At 48.9% G+C, this 17,738-nt stretch carries 22 protein-coding genes and 1 pseudogene; 18 read left to right on the top strand and 5 right to left on the bottom strand.

The annotated features are described in order from the left end of the window. Window positions 1–252 precede the first annotated feature (252 nt). Both J4F31_08970 and J4F31_08965 read right to left on the bottom strand, forming a co-directional pair. Window positions 253–855, bottom strand: coding sequence for an LON peptidase substrate-binding domain-containing protein (locus J4F31_08970; protein MCE2496688.1), 603 nt, complete (start codon window positions 853–855; stop codon window positions 253–255). Between the two features lie 37 nt (window positions 856–892). Next, a pseudogene (locus J4F31_08965) lies at window positions 893–2,341 on the bottom strand (SDR family oxidoreductase). A 178-nt stretch (window positions 2,342–2,519) separates the two neighbouring features. On the opposite strand from J4F31_08965, the gene J4F31_08960 reads away from it, so the two are divergent. From J4F31_08960 to J4F31_08935, 6 genes are all read left to right on the top strand, one after another. After that, window positions 2,520–2,699 (top strand): hypothetical protein, encoded by a 180-nt coding sequence (locus J4F31_08960; protein MCE2496687.1) that lies wholly within the window; start codon window positions 2,520–2,522, stop codon window positions 2,697–2,699. Beyond that, on the top strand, window positions 2,696–3,331 hold the full coding sequence (locus J4F31_08955) for a CoA pyrophosphatase (GenBank protein ID MCE2496686.1): 636 nt from the start codon (window positions 2,696–2,698) through the stop codon (window positions 3,329–3,331). Before J4F31_08960 ends, J4F31_08955 begins: the two co-directional genes overlap by 4 nt. Before the next feature lie 41 nt (window positions 3,332–3,372). Then, window positions 3,373–4,173: a 1-acyl-sn-glycerol-3-phosphate acyltransferase gene (locus J4F31_08950; GenBank protein ID MCE2496685.1), complete on the top strand. Its 801-nt coding sequence runs from the start codon at window positions 3,373–3,375 to the stop codon at window positions 4,171–4,173. Window positions 4,174–4,266: 93 nt separating this feature from the next. After that, a complete protein-coding gene (locus tag J4F31_08945) occupies window positions 4,267–4,995 on the top strand; it encodes a hypothetical protein (protein MCE2496684.1) in 729 nt (242 codons plus the stop codon). A gap of 4 nt (window positions 4,996–4,999) precedes the next feature. Further along, a complete protein-coding gene (locus tag J4F31_08940; protein ID MCE2496683.1) occupies window positions 5,000–5,998 on the top strand; it encodes a hypothetical protein in 999 nt (332 codons plus the stop codon). A gap of 179 nt (window positions 5,999–6,177) precedes the next feature. Continuing rightward, window positions 6,178–7,068, top strand: a complete 891-nt coding sequence (locus J4F31_08935; GenBank protein ID MCE2496682.1) for a MerR family transcriptional regulator — start codon at window positions 6,178–6,180, stop codon at window positions 7,066–7,068. Window positions 7,069–7,083: 15 nt separating this feature from the next. On the opposite strand, the gene J4F31_08930 is transcribed toward J4F31_08935, so the two are convergent. Further along, the gene (locus J4F31_08930; GenBank protein MCE2496681.1) at window positions 7,084–7,506 is read right to left on the bottom strand and encodes a PAS domain S-box protein; all 423 of its coding nucleotides are present in this window, start codon (window positions 7,504–7,506) and stop codon (window positions 7,084–7,086) included. 215 nt (window positions 7,507–7,721) lie between these two features. Between J4F31_08930 and J4F31_08925 the strand changes: the two genes are divergently transcribed. The 10 genes from J4F31_08925 to J4F31_08880 are packed head-to-tail and all read left to right on the top strand — an operon-like array spanning window position 7,722 to window position 15,035. Then, a complete protein-coding gene (locus tag J4F31_08925; GenBank protein ID MCE2496680.1) occupies window positions 7,722–8,228 on the top strand; it encodes an RNA polymerase sigma factor in 507 nt (168 codons plus the stop codon). A gap of 6 nt (window positions 8,229–8,234) precedes the next feature. Further along, window positions 8,235–9,731 (top strand): phytoene desaturase, encoded by a 1,497-nt coding sequence (gene crtI, locus J4F31_08920; protein ID MCE2496679.1) that lies wholly within the window; start codon window positions 8,235–8,237, stop codon window positions 9,729–9,731. After that, complete coding sequence (locus J4F31_08915; GenBank protein ID MCE2496678.1) at window positions 9,715–10,551, top strand: phytoene/squalene synthase family protein; 837 nt, start codon at window positions 9,715–9,717, stop codon at window positions 10,549–10,551. The genes crtI and J4F31_08915 overlap by 17 nt, the downstream gene beginning before the upstream one ends. Beyond that, window positions 10,548–11,087: an isopentenyl-diphosphate Delta-isomerase gene (idi, locus tag J4F31_08910; protein ID MCE2496677.1), complete on the top strand. Its 540-nt coding sequence runs from the start codon at window positions 10,548–10,550 to the stop codon at window positions 11,085–11,087. The genes J4F31_08915 and idi overlap by 4 nt, the downstream gene beginning before the upstream one ends. Continuing rightward, window positions 11,084–11,494: a 6-carboxytetrahydropterin synthase gene (locus J4F31_08905; GenBank protein ID MCE2496676.1), complete on the top strand. Its 411-nt coding sequence runs from the start codon at window positions 11,084–11,086 to the stop codon at window positions 11,492–11,494. The genes idi and J4F31_08905 overlap by 4 nt, the downstream gene beginning before the upstream one ends. After that, window positions 11,454–12,188: a GTP cyclohydrolase I FolE gene (gene folE, locus J4F31_08900; protein ID MCE2496675.1), complete on the top strand. Its 735-nt coding sequence runs from the start codon at window positions 11,454–11,456 to the stop codon at window positions 12,186–12,188. The genes J4F31_08905 and folE overlap by 41 nt, the downstream gene beginning before the upstream one ends. After that, complete coding sequence (locus tag J4F31_08895) at window positions 12,188–12,361, top strand: Lacal_2735 family protein (GenBank protein ID MCE2496674.1); 174 nt, start codon at window positions 12,188–12,190, stop codon at window positions 12,359–12,361. Before folE ends, J4F31_08895 begins: the two co-directional genes overlap by 1 nt. Next, window positions 12,361–13,062, top strand: a complete 702-nt coding sequence (locus tag J4F31_08890; protein ID MCE2496673.1) for an SDR family oxidoreductase — start codon at window positions 12,361–12,363, stop codon at window positions 13,060–13,062. The genes J4F31_08895 and J4F31_08890 overlap by 1 nt, the downstream gene beginning before the upstream one ends. A 3-nt stretch (window positions 13,063–13,065) precedes the next feature. After that, window positions 13,066–13,731, top strand: coding sequence for a flavin reductase (locus J4F31_08885; protein ID MCE2496672.1), 666 nt, complete (start codon window positions 13,066–13,068; stop codon window positions 13,729–13,731). Next, window positions 13,728–15,035, top strand: a complete 1,308-nt coding sequence (locus J4F31_08880; protein ID MCE2496671.1) for a deoxyribodipyrimidine photo-lyase — start codon at window positions 13,728–13,730, stop codon at window positions 15,033–15,035. The genes J4F31_08885 and J4F31_08880 overlap by 4 nt, the downstream gene beginning before the upstream one ends. 10 nt (window positions 15,036–15,045) lie before the next feature. Here J4F31_08880 and J4F31_08875 read toward each other — a convergent pair whose 3' ends face one another. Together J4F31_08875 and J4F31_08870 are read right to left on the bottom strand one after the other, a co-directional pair. Next, the gene (locus J4F31_08875; protein ID MCE2496670.1) at window positions 15,046–15,696 is read right to left on the bottom strand and encodes a phospholipase; all 651 of its coding nucleotides are present in this window, start codon (window positions 15,694–15,696) and stop codon (window positions 15,046–15,048) included. Beyond that, window positions 15,693–16,238, bottom strand: coding sequence for an NUDIX hydrolase (locus J4F31_08870; protein MCE2496669.1), 546 nt, complete (start codon window positions 16,236–16,238; stop codon window positions 15,693–15,695). The genes J4F31_08875 and J4F31_08870 overlap by 4 nt, the downstream gene beginning before the upstream one ends. A 100-nt stretch (window positions 16,239–16,338) precedes the next feature. Between J4F31_08870 and J4F31_08865 the strand changes: the two genes are divergently transcribed. Continuing rightward, complete coding sequence (locus tag J4F31_08865; protein MCE2496668.1) at window positions 16,339–17,031, top strand: SDR family oxidoreductase; 693 nt, start codon at window positions 16,339–16,341, stop codon at window positions 17,029–17,031. Between the two features lie 55 nt (window positions 17,032–17,086). Further along, window positions 17,087–17,545 (top strand): DUF4199 domain-containing protein, encoded by a 459-nt coding sequence (locus J4F31_08860; GenBank protein ID MCE2496667.1) that lies wholly within the window; start codon window positions 17,087–17,089, stop codon window positions 17,543–17,545. The last annotated feature ends 193 nt before the right edge of the window (window positions 17,546–17,738 follow it).

Genomic DNA, 17,738 nt, shown 5'->3' with positions numbered 1-17,738 from the left:
CTCTTATAAGCCGGCTTTCGATATTTCTTGCTTTTTCATATCACTAAGTTAAGTGACACACTTTTCTGAACAGACTCGACCTATTGATGGAACCACTAGAACTCCGATTTTGATGCGATCTATAATGCTATCCCCGGATTAAAACCCGGGCCAAGGGACTTTCATCCATTATTAAATTCCCATTAACAATTAACGATTAACTTTCTTAATCAACCAAATACATACGAAGAACTAAGAACTCAAAACTAAAACCTAATTGAGGTAGAAATTCTTAAAAACCCCATCTTCTTGTTCGTGGAGCAAGCTTAAGTATTCGATCTGCTTGATCAGAAAACGCTGCTTCTGGTTGAAGCTCATCTTGATCAGGCGATACTTGTCTTCACTCGATAGATTTAAACCGCGTGCAATGGAGTAGAGGTCCACGGTAGGTAAGTAATCGTATCCACGTCTCGTATTTCCGCGCTCTAACTCGAACTCCTTGAAGCGCTCGAGCAATTCTGCTTCGATCGGTTCGCTCACCTGCAAACTGACTGATCGCGCCACTCCACCGGGATATAAACGGTCGTCGAGCTGAGTCTCGATGCTGAGCAATCGAACCACCTCAACGGCCTCGATCAAAATATCGCTTTCGCCACCCGGATAAGTTTTGAGCACCTTTTGGACCTTCACCTTGGTGCCCAGCGTACTCATTTGACCCTCGTCTACGAAGGGGATAACAAAGGTTCGGTCACCCGACAATACATCGTGGAGAAGTTGCTTGTAGCGAGGTTCGAATAAATGCAGATAAGTCTGTTCCCCCGGAAGAAGCATGATGCTCAAAGGAAAGCATGGAATATGTAACTCGTCCTGATCCATACATTAAGAACAACGAAAAAAGTGGATGGTTCGTTTGTCAATGGCCACGTTTATTATTCAAGGCATCGATCATTCCGTTGAAGACGAAATAGTGAAAGGGCATTACGAAGAACCGGTAGAGGCGGCCCATTAGCCCACGAGGCCTAAAGGTCGCGGTCTGATGAAGCTTGTGAACGCCGTCCGTTTCCTTCACCTTCCACTCGAGCCAAGCCTCACCGGGAAGCTTCATTTCGGCATACAGCAGCAGACGAACCCGTTTTTCATCGGCGACCAATACACGCCAAAAATCGAGTGCATCCCCTTCCCAAAGATCTTCAGCACTGCGACGTCCTCGACGCAGCCCAACTCCTCCGACCAGCTTGTCCATGAATCCGCGAATACGCCAGAGAGCACTGCCGTAGTACCATCCGGTATCACCACCGATGCGCCAAATGTTTTGCCGTAACTCCTCAAGTGGAATGTCGACCTTGCGGATGCGGTGATCGAGGAAACACTCGTGTGTGGGAACCTCGATATGCGACTGAAGATCGTCCCTCTCCAAACTACTCGTAATAGCATCTTTCCAGCTGCTCACCACCTAGTTTTGCTTGATCCGCTGAAAGGCCAATTGAACGGCCTCTTTGTAACTCAAACCATCTGTTTGTACACACTTGTCGAGGTCGTTCTCGCGCGCCACCACTTCCACCTTCATCGAATCGACTAGGTTCACCGCCGTTTTGTAGCTGGTTCGCGTTACGAAATACAGCCAGTACGACGATAGCCTGGGGGTCATGACCGGAACGGTGACGATCATCCGACGCATGCCACGTACTTCAGCGCACTCCAGGAGCATTTCTCGATACGTCAGGATGTCCGGACCAGCAATGTCGTAATTCTGGCCGTAGGCCGCCCTCAAACCCAATACGCCGTTGAGGTAGCTCAGCACGTCGCGAATAGCAATGGGCTGGCACCGCGTGTTGAGCCATCGCGGTGCGATCATCACAGGTAGCTTTTCGACGAGGTCGCGAATGATTTCGAAACTCGCACTCCCGCTGCCTACGATGATCCCGGCTCTTAGTGCTGTTAATTTGGCCCTACGGGCCGATGATAGGATCTCCTCCACGTTTCGGCGACTTTGCAAGTGCTCGCTCAGGTCCTCCGCATTGTACATGCCACCGAGGTAAATGATTTGACCACAGGTCGTGGAGTCGATATACTCTATAAAGTGATGGGCAGCACGTGCTTCGAGGTCCGAGAAGTCATTCGTGCTGCTGGTCATGCTGTGTACCAAGTAATACGCCGCGTCGAATTCATCGGGCAAATCGAGCCCCGTCATCGGTTCCAGTAAGTCGACCTCGTGCACGTGAACGGCCTCTTCGAGTTTTCGCGTCAGCATCAGTCGATGGCGACTTCGCACGAAACAATACACTTCGTGACCATCCCGAATCAAAAGGTCGAGCAATCGACGACCGATGTAGCCATTTGCACCTGTTAGTACTACCTTCACCCCATCACAACCGCGTTTCGGACACTTAGTTCGATTTTTGAGCGTTCGATAGTTAATAACATTTTGTTCATATCTGGAAATCGAATTTAATTTTTCGATAAATTCCTGTGCATCTCAAATAGCTTTGAGATGCCGTTCTGTGTCACACCACTAAACACTACATAACATGAATAAAACCATGTCTCGACTCGAGTATGCCAAGTTGATCTTGCAGAAGGTCAGTTTCGATGCCCGATTGTTCAGTAAAGAGCTGAAAAAAAGCCTTTCTTGGGTAAGTCATGAAGAAGTCCCCGCTTTGAGGGAATGGGTTATAGCCAATTACAAACACTTGACAGGAGACACTTTGGCCGTGTTTTGATCGAAAGACTGAGTTCCTTACTGAAAGAAGAGCCTCCGGGCTATAAAGCGCAGAGCCTTTTGTCTCTCGGTGATCGCGTTCCTCCCGATGCCGATGAGTTCGATCGACTCAATGCCCGTAAGGCAGGCGTTATGGTGCTCCTGTTCTTGGAATCTGGATCTTGGCATACAGTCCTCATAAATAGGCCAAGTTATCCCGGCACTCATAGCGATCAAATGGCATTTCCGGGCGGAAAACACGAAGAGGGCGACGTAGACTTGCTTCAAACGGCATTGCGCGAAACGCATGAAGAAATCGAATTGCCACCGGACAGAATCGAGCATGTAGGGCCACTATCTCCATTGTATATCCCTCCCAGCAATTTCATGGTGCATCCGTACGTTGGGATGCTGGAAGGCGAGCGCCGATGGATTCCCGAAGTGGCCGAGGTAGCTGAGATCATCGAAATGCCTCTCGAGATCATTGTTGGAACCCAACACGTTAAATCGCATCCTGTACGAACTCGATACGGCAAAATGATGGTTCCCGCTTATGAATTCAACGGTCATATCATCTGGGGGGCTACGGGTATGATGTTGGCAGAGCCCGCTGCCGCAGTAGGGCAGGCCGGATTCGGCAATGCAAACATTTAAAAAGTAATACCTTTGGGCAACTGAACCAATACCCGGGCGATTTGAATTTGCGCCACCTTTTCGTTGATCGATTCGGAAATCCACTGATACTCAAACGATTGATGATCCTCGTTTTTGGGTTGTATACTTATCCACGGTTCAACATCCGAAATAAAACGATCATAAGAGGTTCCGAGATCCTTCACCGTCTTCCTAAAAAAAACGTGCTATTCGTCTCGAACCACCAGACCTATTACGCCGATGTAGCGGCCTTCTTTCACATCTTTTCTTCGGCCCGATGGGGCTTCAAGAACACCATTCGCTACCCATTCTTTTTGCTGAACCCCGTCCTTCACCTGTACTTCGTTGCGGCCAAAGAAACCATGGAGAGTGGCTTATTGCCCCGTATTTTCAAGCTGGCCGGTTCTGTCTCGGTAAAGCGAACTTGGCGCGAAAAAGGACAAGAGATCCAGCGTGAGGTCGATCAAAAGGACCCGGATAATATTTCAAAAGCCCTAGGAGATGGATGGGTCATCACCTTTCCACAGGGCACCACAAAACCCTTTGTAGCGGGCCGAAAGGGAACTGCTCACCTTATTCGGAATACTCGTCCGATCGTAGTCCCGATCACCATCGATGGTTTTCGACGTGCCTTCGACAAAAAAGGGATTCTCCTCAAAGGCCGTAACGTGCAGCTAAAAGTGCAGATTAAAGATCCCTTGGATATCGATTACGAAGCCCCGGTTGAGGATATCCTGGATCAAATCATGCACTCGATTGAGCAAACGCCGGAGTTCAATCTAATGGGGCAAATTGGGGAGCCTAAAGATGAAATCAGCTCCAAACGGGACTCTTGGTACTGAACGGAGATGAACTCTTTTGTACCTTTCCAACGTTATTAAGCCTGTATACGTAGTCCACACTACCTCCTTTGCCGGTCTTAAAACTCTTCAATCATGAAAAAACTACTCATTCTCCTTACACTTTCGGCTTCCACGATATTCATAGGATGTAACAAAGATGAAGAACCAGGCACCGGTACTCTGACCCTTCGCGTCAATTTCGTAGCTCAAAATCAGACTATCGGAACTAATGAGACTTTTGCGTTCAATGGTAACGACCATCAAGTTACTCTCCTGAAAATGTACCTATCTCAGCTGCAATTGGTATGCGATTGCGGCGGCACCAAAGAGCTGAAGGATGTTGTCTTGGTCGATTCCGACGCAGATGCTACCTCTTTTGAGTTTGAGGTTCCCGCTGGTAATTACAGCCAGTTCAAGATGTGGTTGGGCTTGCCCGAAGAACTCAATGAGCTCGATCCCGCCGATGCACAGCATCCCTTGAGCGCTCAGCAAAACATGTATTGGACCTGGGCATCTCGTTACCGTTTCATGATCTACGAAGGGCGAGTCGATAGCACCCAGTCGAATAACTTCGATCATCTATTGGTATACCACGTGGGTACGGACACGCTGTATCGCGAAATTCAAAGCTTCCCGATCGATGTAAAAGTCTCGGATGGTAGCCAACACACCATCGATATCAACTTCGATTTGCAGAACGTACTCTACAATCCGGCCGACCCGATCGACGTTTTTATCGACGATGCCACACACACCATGGATGATATGGACCTCGCTCGTCGGATCACCGAGAACGCCGTTGCCAGCTTTGGCTTAGAATAAGATCGTGTCTCGCGCGGCTCTCATAGTGTTGCTGTTCGCTGTGGTGGCCTGTAGCCGCACCGAAACTCCTAAGTTGAATAGACCCGCGATTCCGGCCGGCTGGCCAGGTATTTCCGCGGTCGATGACAATCCCTGGAACGCCGAACGGGCAGAACTGGGAAAAGAACTCTTCTTTGAACCGCTATTAAGTAATAACCGAAACGTCAGTTGCGCCACCTGTCACCAGCCAGCAACGGCTTGGACGGTCAATGAAGACTTGATCATGGGCACCGAGGGTACGCGCTTCTTTCGCCATCCACCCTCATTGCTGAACGTGGGTTTCTTTACCTCATGGCATTGGGATGGCGGTACAACAAGCCTCGAAAAACAGGTGCTTGCGCCATTAGAGAATCCCGATGAAATGAACATGCGGGCCGATTCTCTAATTCTGCGCCTACGGCGCGATGCGTACTACCGCGATCGGTTCATGTCCGTCTATGGCAAAGAACCGGATATGTATGGAGTAACTCGCTCGCTGGGCGCTTATCAACGCAGCCTCATTAGCGCACGTAGCAAGTGGGATCGAGTAGAGACTGGCAATGAGGCGCTCACTGAAGTTGAGGCTCGTGGACAAGACCTCTTCTTTTCAGATTCCTTGGCTTGTAGTGAATGCCACGTCCCGCCACTCTTTACGGACTTACTATTCCACAATAACGGACGCTGGCAATGGGGCGATTTCGATCCGGGTCGTTCACGAGTTACGCTCGATTCGCTCGATCGTGGTAAATTCAAAACACCGACGCTTCGGAACGTTGCAGTCACAAGACCATATTTTCACGATGGTAGTGCAGTTGATCTAGAATCGGTACTCGTGCATTATGAAAATGGGGGTAACGGCAACCAATTGCAGGATTCGCGTATAAGGAGCTTTCAGCTCAGCCATTCGGACCGCTCGGCGATCCTGACCTTTATCATGACGCTTACCGATACTTCCTCGATGAACGACCCACAGTTAAAGCCTTGATTTGGGTCGATCTTGAACCTTCTCTAATCCTTATTGTTTTAAATGCACTACCCTAAATCTCTGATGGCAGAGATTTTAGCCTTTTTTCACAAGCGGTTGTGAACGAAATTAGGTACAGGCTGTTGAAGGAAACTGAAGATTTTTTTAATTTTATTTAACTAAACTTGAACAAAAGACCTATGGTCACCTACTCCATAAAAGATTTGGAGAAGTTCTCCGGTATCAAAGCGCACACCATTAGGGTGTGGGAACAGCGCTATGGTTTGCTTAATCCTCATAGGACCGATAGCAACATTCGCTATTACGACGAGGATCAGCTGAAGATGCTATTGAACGTTAGTTTGCTCGCAAACAACGGGCACAAGATCTCGAAAATCTCGAAGTACTCTCAGGAAGAGTTCAATGCCGAGGTACACGCGATCTATGCGTGCTTTGAAAACGAAGCCTCAACAGAGGCGCTGAAGGTTAAGATCAATGGTCTGATCATGGCAATGCTGGAGCTTGATGAACTCAAGTTCGAGAAGATCTTTTCAACGAGTTTGCTCAAGAGAGGATTCGAGGGAACCATACTCGAACTGATCTATCCGTTCTTACAACGTATAGGGATCATGTGGCGAACCGGAGAGGTGAGTTGTGCACAGGAGCACTTCATTACGAACCTCATTCGACAAAAAGTACTGGTTGCAATTGACGCTATACCGCTGGCATCAGGCGACAGTGAGAAGTTTCTGCTCTTTTTGCCCGAGTCGGAATTCAACGAGCTATTGACACTGTTGTCTACGTATATCCTAAAGAGTAAAGGGAAGCAGTGCATTTATCTAGGACAGGGTATCCCCTTTCACGACCTCAAGAGCGTTGCGGAGATCACGTCACCACACGCCTTGATGACATTTTTGACCGAGCCTGCTTGCCAAGAGGAATCCCAAGTTTATGTAAATCAATTGGCTGAGGCGTTTCCGTCGAAATCGATAATCATCTCGGGTAACGTGTCTTTCCTTCAAGAACTGAATCGCCCGGGTAATGTGACCATCATCGATAATCTGCGTCACTTGGTCGACGCTATACTGTAATACCAATAAGAAGATTTATCGTTCGCGCATCCGGCGTTGATCAGATTCGTCATCGGGCCAAATGAAGGTGACCTTGTGTGGTTGCCCCATGATGTCCGGAGAAAACCCCGCATCAGCTGAAATGGTAAAGGTGTGTCCGTCCTTGTTCTTGACTTCCCAATTTCGCATGATCTCGTCCTTGAGCTTCATGAAAATGTCATGAAGGTCCTGCAGTCGATCTTGGTCGTCTTCCGGGACTACGATCAAAAACGAAGCTCCGATCATCTCGTCCCGCTCATAACCGTATAATCTGAGGTAGTTCTCATTAACGGCCGAATAGTTACCGTGTTGGTTGGTAACGCAAATGGCCAGAGAGGTTTCTTCAATGATCTGTTCGAAATTCTCAGGACTGTTTTCTAATAGTGCCTTAACTCTTTGAGATTCTCTTAAATCAATCATACTCGTGCTAAAATCGTAGTGATTACGAATCTAAAAAATCGTTCTCAAAGATACATATTATACTTTCGGAAATTAATGAAAGTGTGTAACTATCAGAGAATCAGTCAAAAACAAAATTTGTTTAATGATTTGTTAAATTAGTTACACAATCCATTGTTATTCGGGATGCGTTGTTTAATTTTGAGATGCAAACGTTAAACAAACCTTTCAGCATAATGACAACAGCAGAATTCGGTAACCTCATGGTGGATCACACGCAATTCCTCAAGCGATTGGCCATGAACCTTACCAAGGACGTAGAGGAGGCAAATGACCTTACTCAAGATACTTTTTTAAAGGCCATCGCGAACCAGGATAAATACATGCCGGGAACGAATATCAAAGGTTGGCTGTATACGATCATGCGGAATACGTTCATTAACAAATACCGCAAACAAAAATCGCGTAACACCTTTGTCGATAGCACGGACAACAACTATTTCTTGAATCAGAAAGAGGCGAACAAAGAGTCCAAGACCGACTCGGTAGTGAATCAAAACTACCTTATGGAGCAGATTCAAAGTGTCGACAAAAACTATGTCGATACCTTCATGATGCATTACGAGGGTTACAAGTACGAAGAGATCGCCGAGATCTTGAATATTCCATTGGGAACGGTTAAAAGCCGCATATTCTTGGCTCGCAAGAAGCTCATGGAGAAGCTGAAGGACTACCGCTACTAAGAAACAATGGAAAAGAAAGCGATCGTAATTGGATCTGGCTTTGCCGGTCTTTCCGCAGCCACGCATTTGGCTGAGGCTGGATTTGAGGTGACCGTTCTCGAAAAGAACGAAGGTCCAGGGGGGCGAGCTCGCAGGTTCGAAACGGCCGGGTTCACCTTTGATATGGGGCCAAGCTGGTATTGGATGCCCGATGTGTTTGAACAGTACTTTGAGCATTTCGGTCGCAAAGTATCCGACTACTACGAACTCGACCGGCTCGATCCTTCGTACAGGGTATATTTCGGGAAGGGAGATTTCGTTGATCTATCTGCTCAACTCGAAGATCTTTACGCTTTGTTCGATCGATTAGAGCCGGGAAGCTCGGCTGAGCTAAAGAGTTTTTTGGATGACGCCGCTTACAAATATGAGGTCGGAATCAACGACTTGGTTCGCAAACCCGGCCGCTCGCTGTTGGAGTTTGCCGATTGGCGCGTAGCGAAAGGAGTGGTGCAGCTACAGTTGTTCAGCTCCATCCGGAAAGTCATTCACAAGAAATTCGCGAACCCCAAACTACGCTCGCTGCTCGAGTTCCCCGTTTTGTTCTTGGGTGCAATGCCAAAGGATACCCCGGCCCTATACAGCCTTATGAACTACGCCGACATGGTAGGTGGTACATGGTACCCTAAAGGGGGTATGTATGAGATCGTTCGAGCAATGGTGAAACTAGCCGAAGAGAAAGGGGTGAAGTTCGAATACGATAAGGAGGTTACGCGCATTGCCATACACAAAGGTATGGCGAACCGAGTATATACCATTGAGCAGGCCTATGATGCCGATGTGGTGATTGCCGGTGCGGATTACCACCATGTCGAGCAAAATCTGCTTCCGCCCGAAGGGCGCATGTATTCCGAAAAGTATTGGGACAATAGAAAAATGGCCCCGAGTAGCTTGCTTTTTTACCTCGGCGTCGACAAGCCATTGGACGGTTTGTTACACCATACGCTGTTCTTTGACGAAAGTCTCGACGCGCATGGGAAAGAAATTTACGAGGACCCCAAATGGCCTACGAAGCCATTGTTTTATGTGAGCTGCGTGAGTAAAACGGACCCCCTGAGTGCCCCAGAGGGAATGGAAAACGTGTTCATTTTGATTCCGACCGCGCCCGGCTTGAAGGAGGAAGAGGATACTCGGGAGCACTATTTGAATATCGTATTGGATCGCCTCGAAGAGCATACGGGTCAAAAGATTCGTGAGCACATTGTTTATCAGCGCTCATATGCTCATCGCGACTTCATAGAAGACTATCACGCCTACAAAGGAAACGCATATGGTTTGGCCAACACGCTGGACCAAACAGCGATCCTGAAACCGGCGATGAAAAGTAAAAAAGTCAAAAACCTGTACTTCACAGGACAACTTACTACTCCGGGACCGGGTGTTCCGCCCTCCTTGATCAGTGGACAAGTTGCTGCCGGAGAGGCAATGAAGGATTATAAAATTGCACTCGATGAAACCTTTGTATGATGATGTAAGTCTGCGATGCAGTAAACTCGTGACGCGCTCGTACAGCACGTCCTTTTCGTTGGGTATTCGACTTTTAAGTCAAGAGCTTCACGATCCTATCTATGCCATTTACGGATTCGTTCGATTGGCGGATGAGATCGTGGATACGTTCCACGAATTCGATAAACCCGTACTACTCGAACGATTCCGGAAGGATACGTACCTCGCACTGGATGAGGGAATCAGCTTAAACCCCATTCTAAATAGCTTTCAGGCCGCGGTTCGCCAATACAACATAGAGCGAGAGCTGATCGACGCATTTCTTCATTCCATGGAAATGGATCTCGTGGATCGAGAGTATGACCAAGAGTCTTTTGAGAAGTATATCCTAGGTTCGGCAGAAGTGGTCGGGCTTATGTGCTTGCGCGTTTTCGTGAATGGCGATGAGGAGGAATATCAAAAGCTCAAGCAGCCCGCTATGAAGCTTGGATCGGCCTTTCAGAAGGTAAATTTCTTGCGCGACCTAAAAGCCGATTACGAAAAGCTCGGTCGAAGCTACTTCCCTCACGTTAATCCGGAGCGCTTCGATCACATGAGTAAGCAAGAGATCGAAAAGGATATGGAAGCGGATTTCGCCGAAGCCCTCGACGGCATTAGGAGGTTACCGAGTAAGGCTCGATTTGGCGTTTACCTGGCCTACGTTTACTACACTCGACTTTTCGAGAAGATCCGTAACACGGAACCCATGATGATCCTAAAAGAGCGCGTGCGGATTCCGAACACCAAGAAATACAGCCTCATGTTGGGTAGCTATTTCAAGTACCGAATGAATTTGCTTTGAGAATGGAGGAAGTGATATTGGTAGATGAGTTGTATCGGCCTATCGGCCGGATGGAGAAGATGGAGGCCCATAGAAAAGTTTTGCTGCATAGAGCATTTTCGGTATTCATTCTGAATGACCGTGGAGAACTCATGTTACAACAACGGGCATTCGATAAATACCACAGTGGAGGACTATGGACCAACACCTGCTGTAGTCATCCACGTCCCGATGAACCCACCGTCGTTGCAGGGGAACGCGGGTTGATCGAAGAGATGGGATTTACGACCCCTTTGAAAGAAATATTCCAGTTTACGTATAAGGCCCGGCTCGATAATGAGTTGACCGAGTACGAGTTCGATCACGTCCTATTGGGGCATTATAATGACGAACCGAGATTGAACGAAGAAGAAGCCGTTGATTACCGCCGGGTGGCACTTCCTGCCGTTGAGGCAGAAATCAAAGAACATCCGGAGCAATTTTCGGAATGGTTCAAGATCTGTTTCGAACCCTTTTTCGATCATATGAAAAGGCCGGAACCACAAGAAGAAATATGAAGGTAACCGTACATAGAAAAGCACATTTCAACGCGGCGCATAGGTTGTACAATCCGAATTTCGACGATGCGAAGAATAGGGAGTTGTTTGGCAAGTGTGCTAACGATAACTACCATGGCCACAATTACGAATTGGTAGTGAGTGTGCGCGGTGAGATCGATCCGGATACGGGTTATGTAGTTGATATGAAGGTTTTGAAGGACGTGATCTTGGAGGAGGTTGAAGAGCCTTTCGATCACAAGAACTTAAACCTCGATGTACCCGAGTTTCGGGAAATGAATCCGACCGCTGAACACATCGCCGTGGTCATATGGCGAAAGATCAGAAAGCGGATCGGAGGGGAGTATGAACTTAAAGTGACATTGTATGAAACGCAACGGAACTTCGTTGAGTACGACGGAGACTAACGGATATAACGGAGTGGTTCGGCTGGCCGAAGAGATTTTGACCGTCGTAGAGCCCGAAGATGATTTCATTGGCGATAACCACGTAGGAACGAGTAAAGATACTCCTCTACTTGACGATGCCTTTGAGTTGAGTGATGAAGAAAAGATCGAGCAGATCGCCTTTCATTTCGGAAAGATCATGGACACCTTGGGACTCGATCGTTCCGACGATAGCCTGAAGGGAACGCCCGGCCGCGTAGCCAAGATGTACGTTAAAGAAGTTTTTAGCGATCTCGATCCGGCCAATAAGCCGGACGTTAAGCTATCTGAGAACAAATATGGCTACGACCAAATGCTGGTCGAGAAGAACATCACCCTCCACTCGTATTGCGAGCACCATTTTGTTCCGATCATCGGGAAGGCCCACGTGGCGTACCGTAGTAATGGGCACGTGATCGGACTCAGTAAAATCAACCGCATCGTTCGCTATTACGCAAAACGCCCGCAGGTTCAAGAGCGGTTGACGGAGCAAATCGCCGAAGAACTTAAGCGCGTTCTAAAAACGGATGATGTAGCCGTGGTCATCGATGCCGAGCACATGTGCGTAAGTACGCGCGGAATAGAGGATGTAAACAGTGCAACGGTTACCTCTCATTACAGCGGGGTATTCAAGACCGAGCGCGCTCAACGTGAATTCTTAAGTTATATCGACTGATGTTTGGATTATTCAAATCGGACCCGATCGCGAAACTCGAAAAGCAGTATCGCGCTAAGCTTCAAGAAGCGCGCGATATCCAACGAAAAGGAGACGTGCTGAAAGCGGGTCAAGTAACCGCAGAAGCAGAAGAGATCGGTCGTAAGATCGAGGAACTCAGAAGTAAAAAGTAATGTCGAAGTATTTAGTGACAGGAGGAAGCTCGGGAACAGGACTTCAAGTTGTGAAGGATTTGATCTCCGAGGAGAACGAGGTCTGGGCCGCTAGCCGTTCACAGGGTGGCCTTTCCGAAGTCAGCGGAGTTCGATGGCAATCGTACGACGTCACCGATAAAGAAGCGGAGCTAACGGATTTGCCGGAGGTGTTAGATGGCTTGGTCTATGCACCGGGAACCATTAATCTCAAACCCTTCCACATGATTCGCGAGCAGGTCTTTCGCGACGAAATGAAAGTCAATTTCTTTGGAGCTGTCCGCGTGATACAGAAAGTGCTCGACAAGCTCAAGAAATCTGAGAACGCGGCCATCGTGCTGTTCAGTACAGTGGCCGTGCAAACCGGAATGCCTTTTCACGCCAGTATTGCGGCCGGCAAAGGAGCTATTGAAGGGCTCACACGATCATTGGCCGCCGAATTCGCCCCGAAGATCCGTGTCAACGCCATCGCCTTGAGCTTGATCGATACCCCCTTGGCAGAGCGATTGCTGAACAACGAGAAAAAACGCGAGACGAGTGCTGAGCGGCATCCCCTTGCCCGAGTCGGAGCCACGCAGGATAGCTCCGAAGCGACCCGCTATTTGTTGAGTCCAAAGTCGGGCTGGGTGAGCAGACAAATACTACAAGTCGATGGCGGAATGTCGGCCGTGCGATCCTTATAAGTCATGGAAGAAGTACAGTTTACATCGTATGATTTTGAACAAATGGAGCGGCGATTTCGAGCTCACTTCTTCAATTCGTTAAGTGGTTACAAGAGCGTAAACCTCTGTGGAACCTGCAGCAAGAACGAGAAGTCGAATCTGGCCGTGTTCAATTCCATTTTTCATATCGGTTCAAATCCGCCCTTGCTTGGAATGATCATCAGACCGGCTACGGTTCCCCGGCATACCCTCACGAACATCATTGAGCAAGATCACTACACTTTTAACCACATTCACGAGGATATCGTGAAGCCGGCCCATCAAACCTCGGCTAAATACACGCGCACACAGAGCGAATTCGACCTTTCGGGGTTAACGCCGTTCTTTTCCGACGAACACCTGGCCCCATACGTGGCAGAATCGCGCATCAAGATCGGACTCAAATTTCGTGAGCGCTATAATATTCAAGCCAACCATACCATCATGATCGTGGGTGAGGTGGTAGAGGTGATCGTGCCAAAGGATGTAGTGGGAATCGACGGGTTCATCGATCTCTGCGAAGCGGGCACCGTTGCCGGAAGCGGTTTAGATGCCTACTTGAATACTGACAAGATCACGCGCCTATCCTATGCGCGACCCTACGAAGATCTGCGCGAAATAGAGTATGCCAAAGACAAACAGATACCTTGAGTCGCGTTAATTTCTTCTGGCATCGGCGCGATTTTCGCATAGAGGATAATCATGGGCTGTTTCGGGCCCTGCGGGCCGATGAGCCAATCGTTCCCGTATTCATCTTCGATCGTGAAATACTCGACAAACTCGAAGATAAGGATGACGCTCGGGTGACCTTTATCCACAACGAAGTTCAACGCCTCAAAGCGGAGTACGAAGCGGCCGGATCAACCCTGCTGGTTGCCTACGGTACCCCCGAGGAAATTTGGAAGAAATGGCTAAGCGAATACTCGATCGTCAAGGTTTATGCCAACGGCGATTACGAACCCTACGCGCGTGAACGAGATGCGGCGATAGCCCGGTTATGCAGCGAGCACGAGGTTTCGTTTCAAGCATATAAAGACCATGTGATCTTCGAAATGGACGAGGTGGTAAAGGACAATGGTGACCCTTACGTGGTGTACACGCCGTACAGTAAGGTTTGGAAGAAGCAACTTACGGGCGGACACCTAAGCGGATATCCATCCGAAAACGAGTTGGGCGGACTCTGGAAAACGAATCCGGCGGAACTCCTGAGTTTGGCAGACATGGGCTTCGTGGCAAGCGACCTCCCGATCCCGAGCAGGGCCCTCGACGAGCACATAGTTGAGCATTATTGCGAAACGCGTGACCTGCCCGCCAAGCGCGGCACCACGCGAATGAGCGTCCATCTCCGTTTTGGAACGGTGAGCATCAGGCAGCTTGCTAAGCGAGCTAATGAGCTCAGCGAGAAGTATTTAAACGAGCTTATTTGGCGCGATTTTTATCAGGCCATTATCTATCATTTCCCGGGGGTGGTTGAACAGTCGTTTCGTCCGGAATACGACTTCATTCAATGGGAGAACAACGAAGAGCACTTCGAAAAATGGTGCTCGGGAAACACGGGTTATCCGATCGTCGACGCGGGGATGCGCGAACTGAATTCAACGGGTTTCATGCACAACCGAGTGCGCATGATCGTGGCTTCCTTTTTGACCAAGCACTTGCTCATTGATTGGCGATGGGGCGAAGGTTACTTTGCCCGAAAACTGCTCGATTTCGAGTTGGCTAGCAATAACGGTGGATGGCAGTGGGCCGCCGGGAGTGGAGTGGATGCCTCGCCTTACTTTCGGGTATTCAATCCGGAATTACAAATGAAGAAATTCGACCCCAAACTAGCTTATGTAAAGCAATGGGTCCCCGAATATCAGGAGCTCTCCTACAAGCCCATAGTGGATCATAAATTGGCTCGTGAACGGGCCTTGACTCGATACAAAGAAGGAATCGAACGAGGCCGTTCATAATTCCTTTATACTACAAACGAGCGTTCAACCACTTCAACAAGTCGTTCAGATTGTCCGGATTGATCCCGTGGGGCATTGGGTATTCGTGGTATTCGACCTCAGCACCCCACGATTCGAGCCGTGCTCGACTTTCACGAGCACCTTCAACGGGTAAAACTTGATCCTGCGTACCGTGACTCACGAAAAAGGGTGGAAGTGGGCTTCGTGCCGTAGGCACCGAATCAGACAGGCCGTCCAGTAAATAGGAACTCAGGGCCATGACACCGGCGTACCGTTCGGGATCGGCGAGTGCGAGGCCGTAGCTCATCATGCCGCCTTGGCTGAATCCAAGCAGGAAAAAGCGATCGGTATCGAATTCAAATTCATTGGCCACTTCCGAAATGAACTCCTGTGCTTGCACCACGGCTTTTCGGGCTTGAACGACATCGCGTTTTAGTTTTCCGTCGGGCCCCATTTCGAGCGGCCACCAAGCGTAACCGCCCCAGGGTAGGCGATGCGGTGCTTGAGCGCTGATCACGAGCGCGGTTTCGGGCAGTTCTGCGGCAAATGTGAACAGGTCGTTCATATCGGCTCCGTAGCCGTGCAACATGAGCACGAGCGGCGAATTTTCGATCTTTTTAAGCGGTTCGCGAACGCGATATAGGAGTGACAGTTTAATCATGGATCAAATTTCTTGCGATAGGTCCCAATGTGGATTCCGCCCGCAGGACCCTCAGGGAATTCGAGGTGTTTCTCGATCGAAAACGCACTCGAGCTAAAGGCCATTTCATCGAACGGGATCTCATCGGCGGCAAAGAAAGCGATTTCCGAACTTTCGGGCGTGAGCTCGAAGTGGGGTGAATGTAGCTGCACCAGAAAATGCACGTACACCCGGTTGGCATGCGGCAGGTTGTAAATGGCATGTAGCCGAACGATTGTGCCCGTCGCCTTAGTTTCTTCGTGCAACTCGCGCAGTGCGCCTTCTTCCACGGTTTCGCCGTTTTCGAGGAATCCACTCGGTAAGTTCCACAGCCCTTTCCGCGGCTCTATATTGCGCCGTGCGATCATGATCTTTCCGTCCCAAATAGGCACGCAGCCCACGATCACGCGCGGATTGCTGTAGTGGATGCGCCCGCAATTCCCGCAAACGTGCCGCAACCGATTATCGCCTTCTGGCACAATGAACTCGATTTCCGAAGAACCACAATGCGAACAGTAATTCACCTTTACGATCTTTGAATATTAGTGCCTGCGGCACGATTGGTTTGCTTACGTCGACAAACCTTTACCGTGCTGGCCGGTTGTCATCGAAAATAAGAAACACATGGAACTACGAGGTAAAGTTGGTGTCGTAACCGGAGTAAGTAAGGGAATTGGCCTGGAATTGGTAAAGCAGCTTCTCGATCAAGGTGCTGTAGTCGCAGGGTGGGGGCGAAATGCTCCCGGATTGAATCACGAAAACCTTCATTTTTTCCGCTGTGATGTAGGGTCCGAACAGGAGATACAGTCCGCAGTGAAGCAAACCCTCGATATGCTCGGAAACGAGATAACTTTCTTGGTCAATAACGCCGGATATGGAGTCTACGGAAACATCGAAGAGCAGAACTGGAACGACTGGAAAGGTATGTTCGAAGTGAATGTTATCGGACTGTTCGAAGTAACGCGAAACCTACTCGGAGCACTGAAAGCAACGGGCGAGTCGCATATCGTGAATATAAGCTCCATTGCCGGACTTAACGGTATCAAGGGCTTTAGCGGATACGTGGCTACCAAGCACGCCGTTCGGGGTCTAAGCCACAGTTGGTTTCAGGAATTACGCGACTACGGGATCAAGGTCACGGCCGTTTATCCGGGGAGCGTAAACACGAATTTCTTCGACGACATCGAGGTAATGACAGCGAACGAAAACATGATGCGCCCTCAGGATGTGGCCCTCAGTATCGTGCAACTTCTACAAACTCACCGGAACTACTTGCCCGTAGATTTGGAGATACGTCCGCTCAAGCCAAAGGGTTGATTATGAACATATTCGGTTGAAGGGTCTTTAGCAATACGAAGTAAAAGAGAATATTATGACCTCTATCGACCGACTAAGACTTAAATACGGATTGCTCATTTTCATTGGGCTCACGGCATTTTTCGTGCTAATGAAATTGGCCGGACTCGTGCACGTGCTCGAACTTCGCGTTCTAAATCTGTTCATAGTAGGGGCCGGGATTTATTATGGGATCCGCGAATACAGGCGCCAATACGAACATGGCACCAATTATTTCAACAGTTTTCGGTTCGGTCTTATATCCGGGGCAATTGGAATCATTCCATTCGCCGTGATGATCGTTGCATACCTGGTCGCAAGTCCCGAATTCATGGCTAAAGTGCGGGCATCGGAGATCATGGGGCCCTATTTGAATCCGGTGAATGTTGGCTTTGTATTACTGGCCGAAGGGCTCGGTAGCTCATTCTTGGTCACGTATACAGTAATGCAATACATGAAGTCGGTAGTACCGAAAAAGGTCAGTTGCTACAAATGAACCAACAGGTCACTTCCCAAGCCAAAAAGCTCGATATTCCCCCCGGGCGTCGTACATCGACGCCTGTTTTTGTATGTGTGTGCCCGGCAAGGGCAACGGGTATTAAATGTACCTGATTTTCCAGAGGGTGGGAGTCCCTTGCAGGCGAGTTGGTGAAGCCTGTTAGCAAGCCGCAAGCTGTTTAGCCGAGAGG

The organism is Flavobacteriales bacterium, from assembly GCA_021296215.1.
GTDB lineage: Bacteria > Bacteroidota > Bacteroidia > Flavobacteriales > ECT2AJA-044 > ECT2AJA-044.
This window is presented reverse-complemented; position numbering and strand designations above follow the sequence as displayed.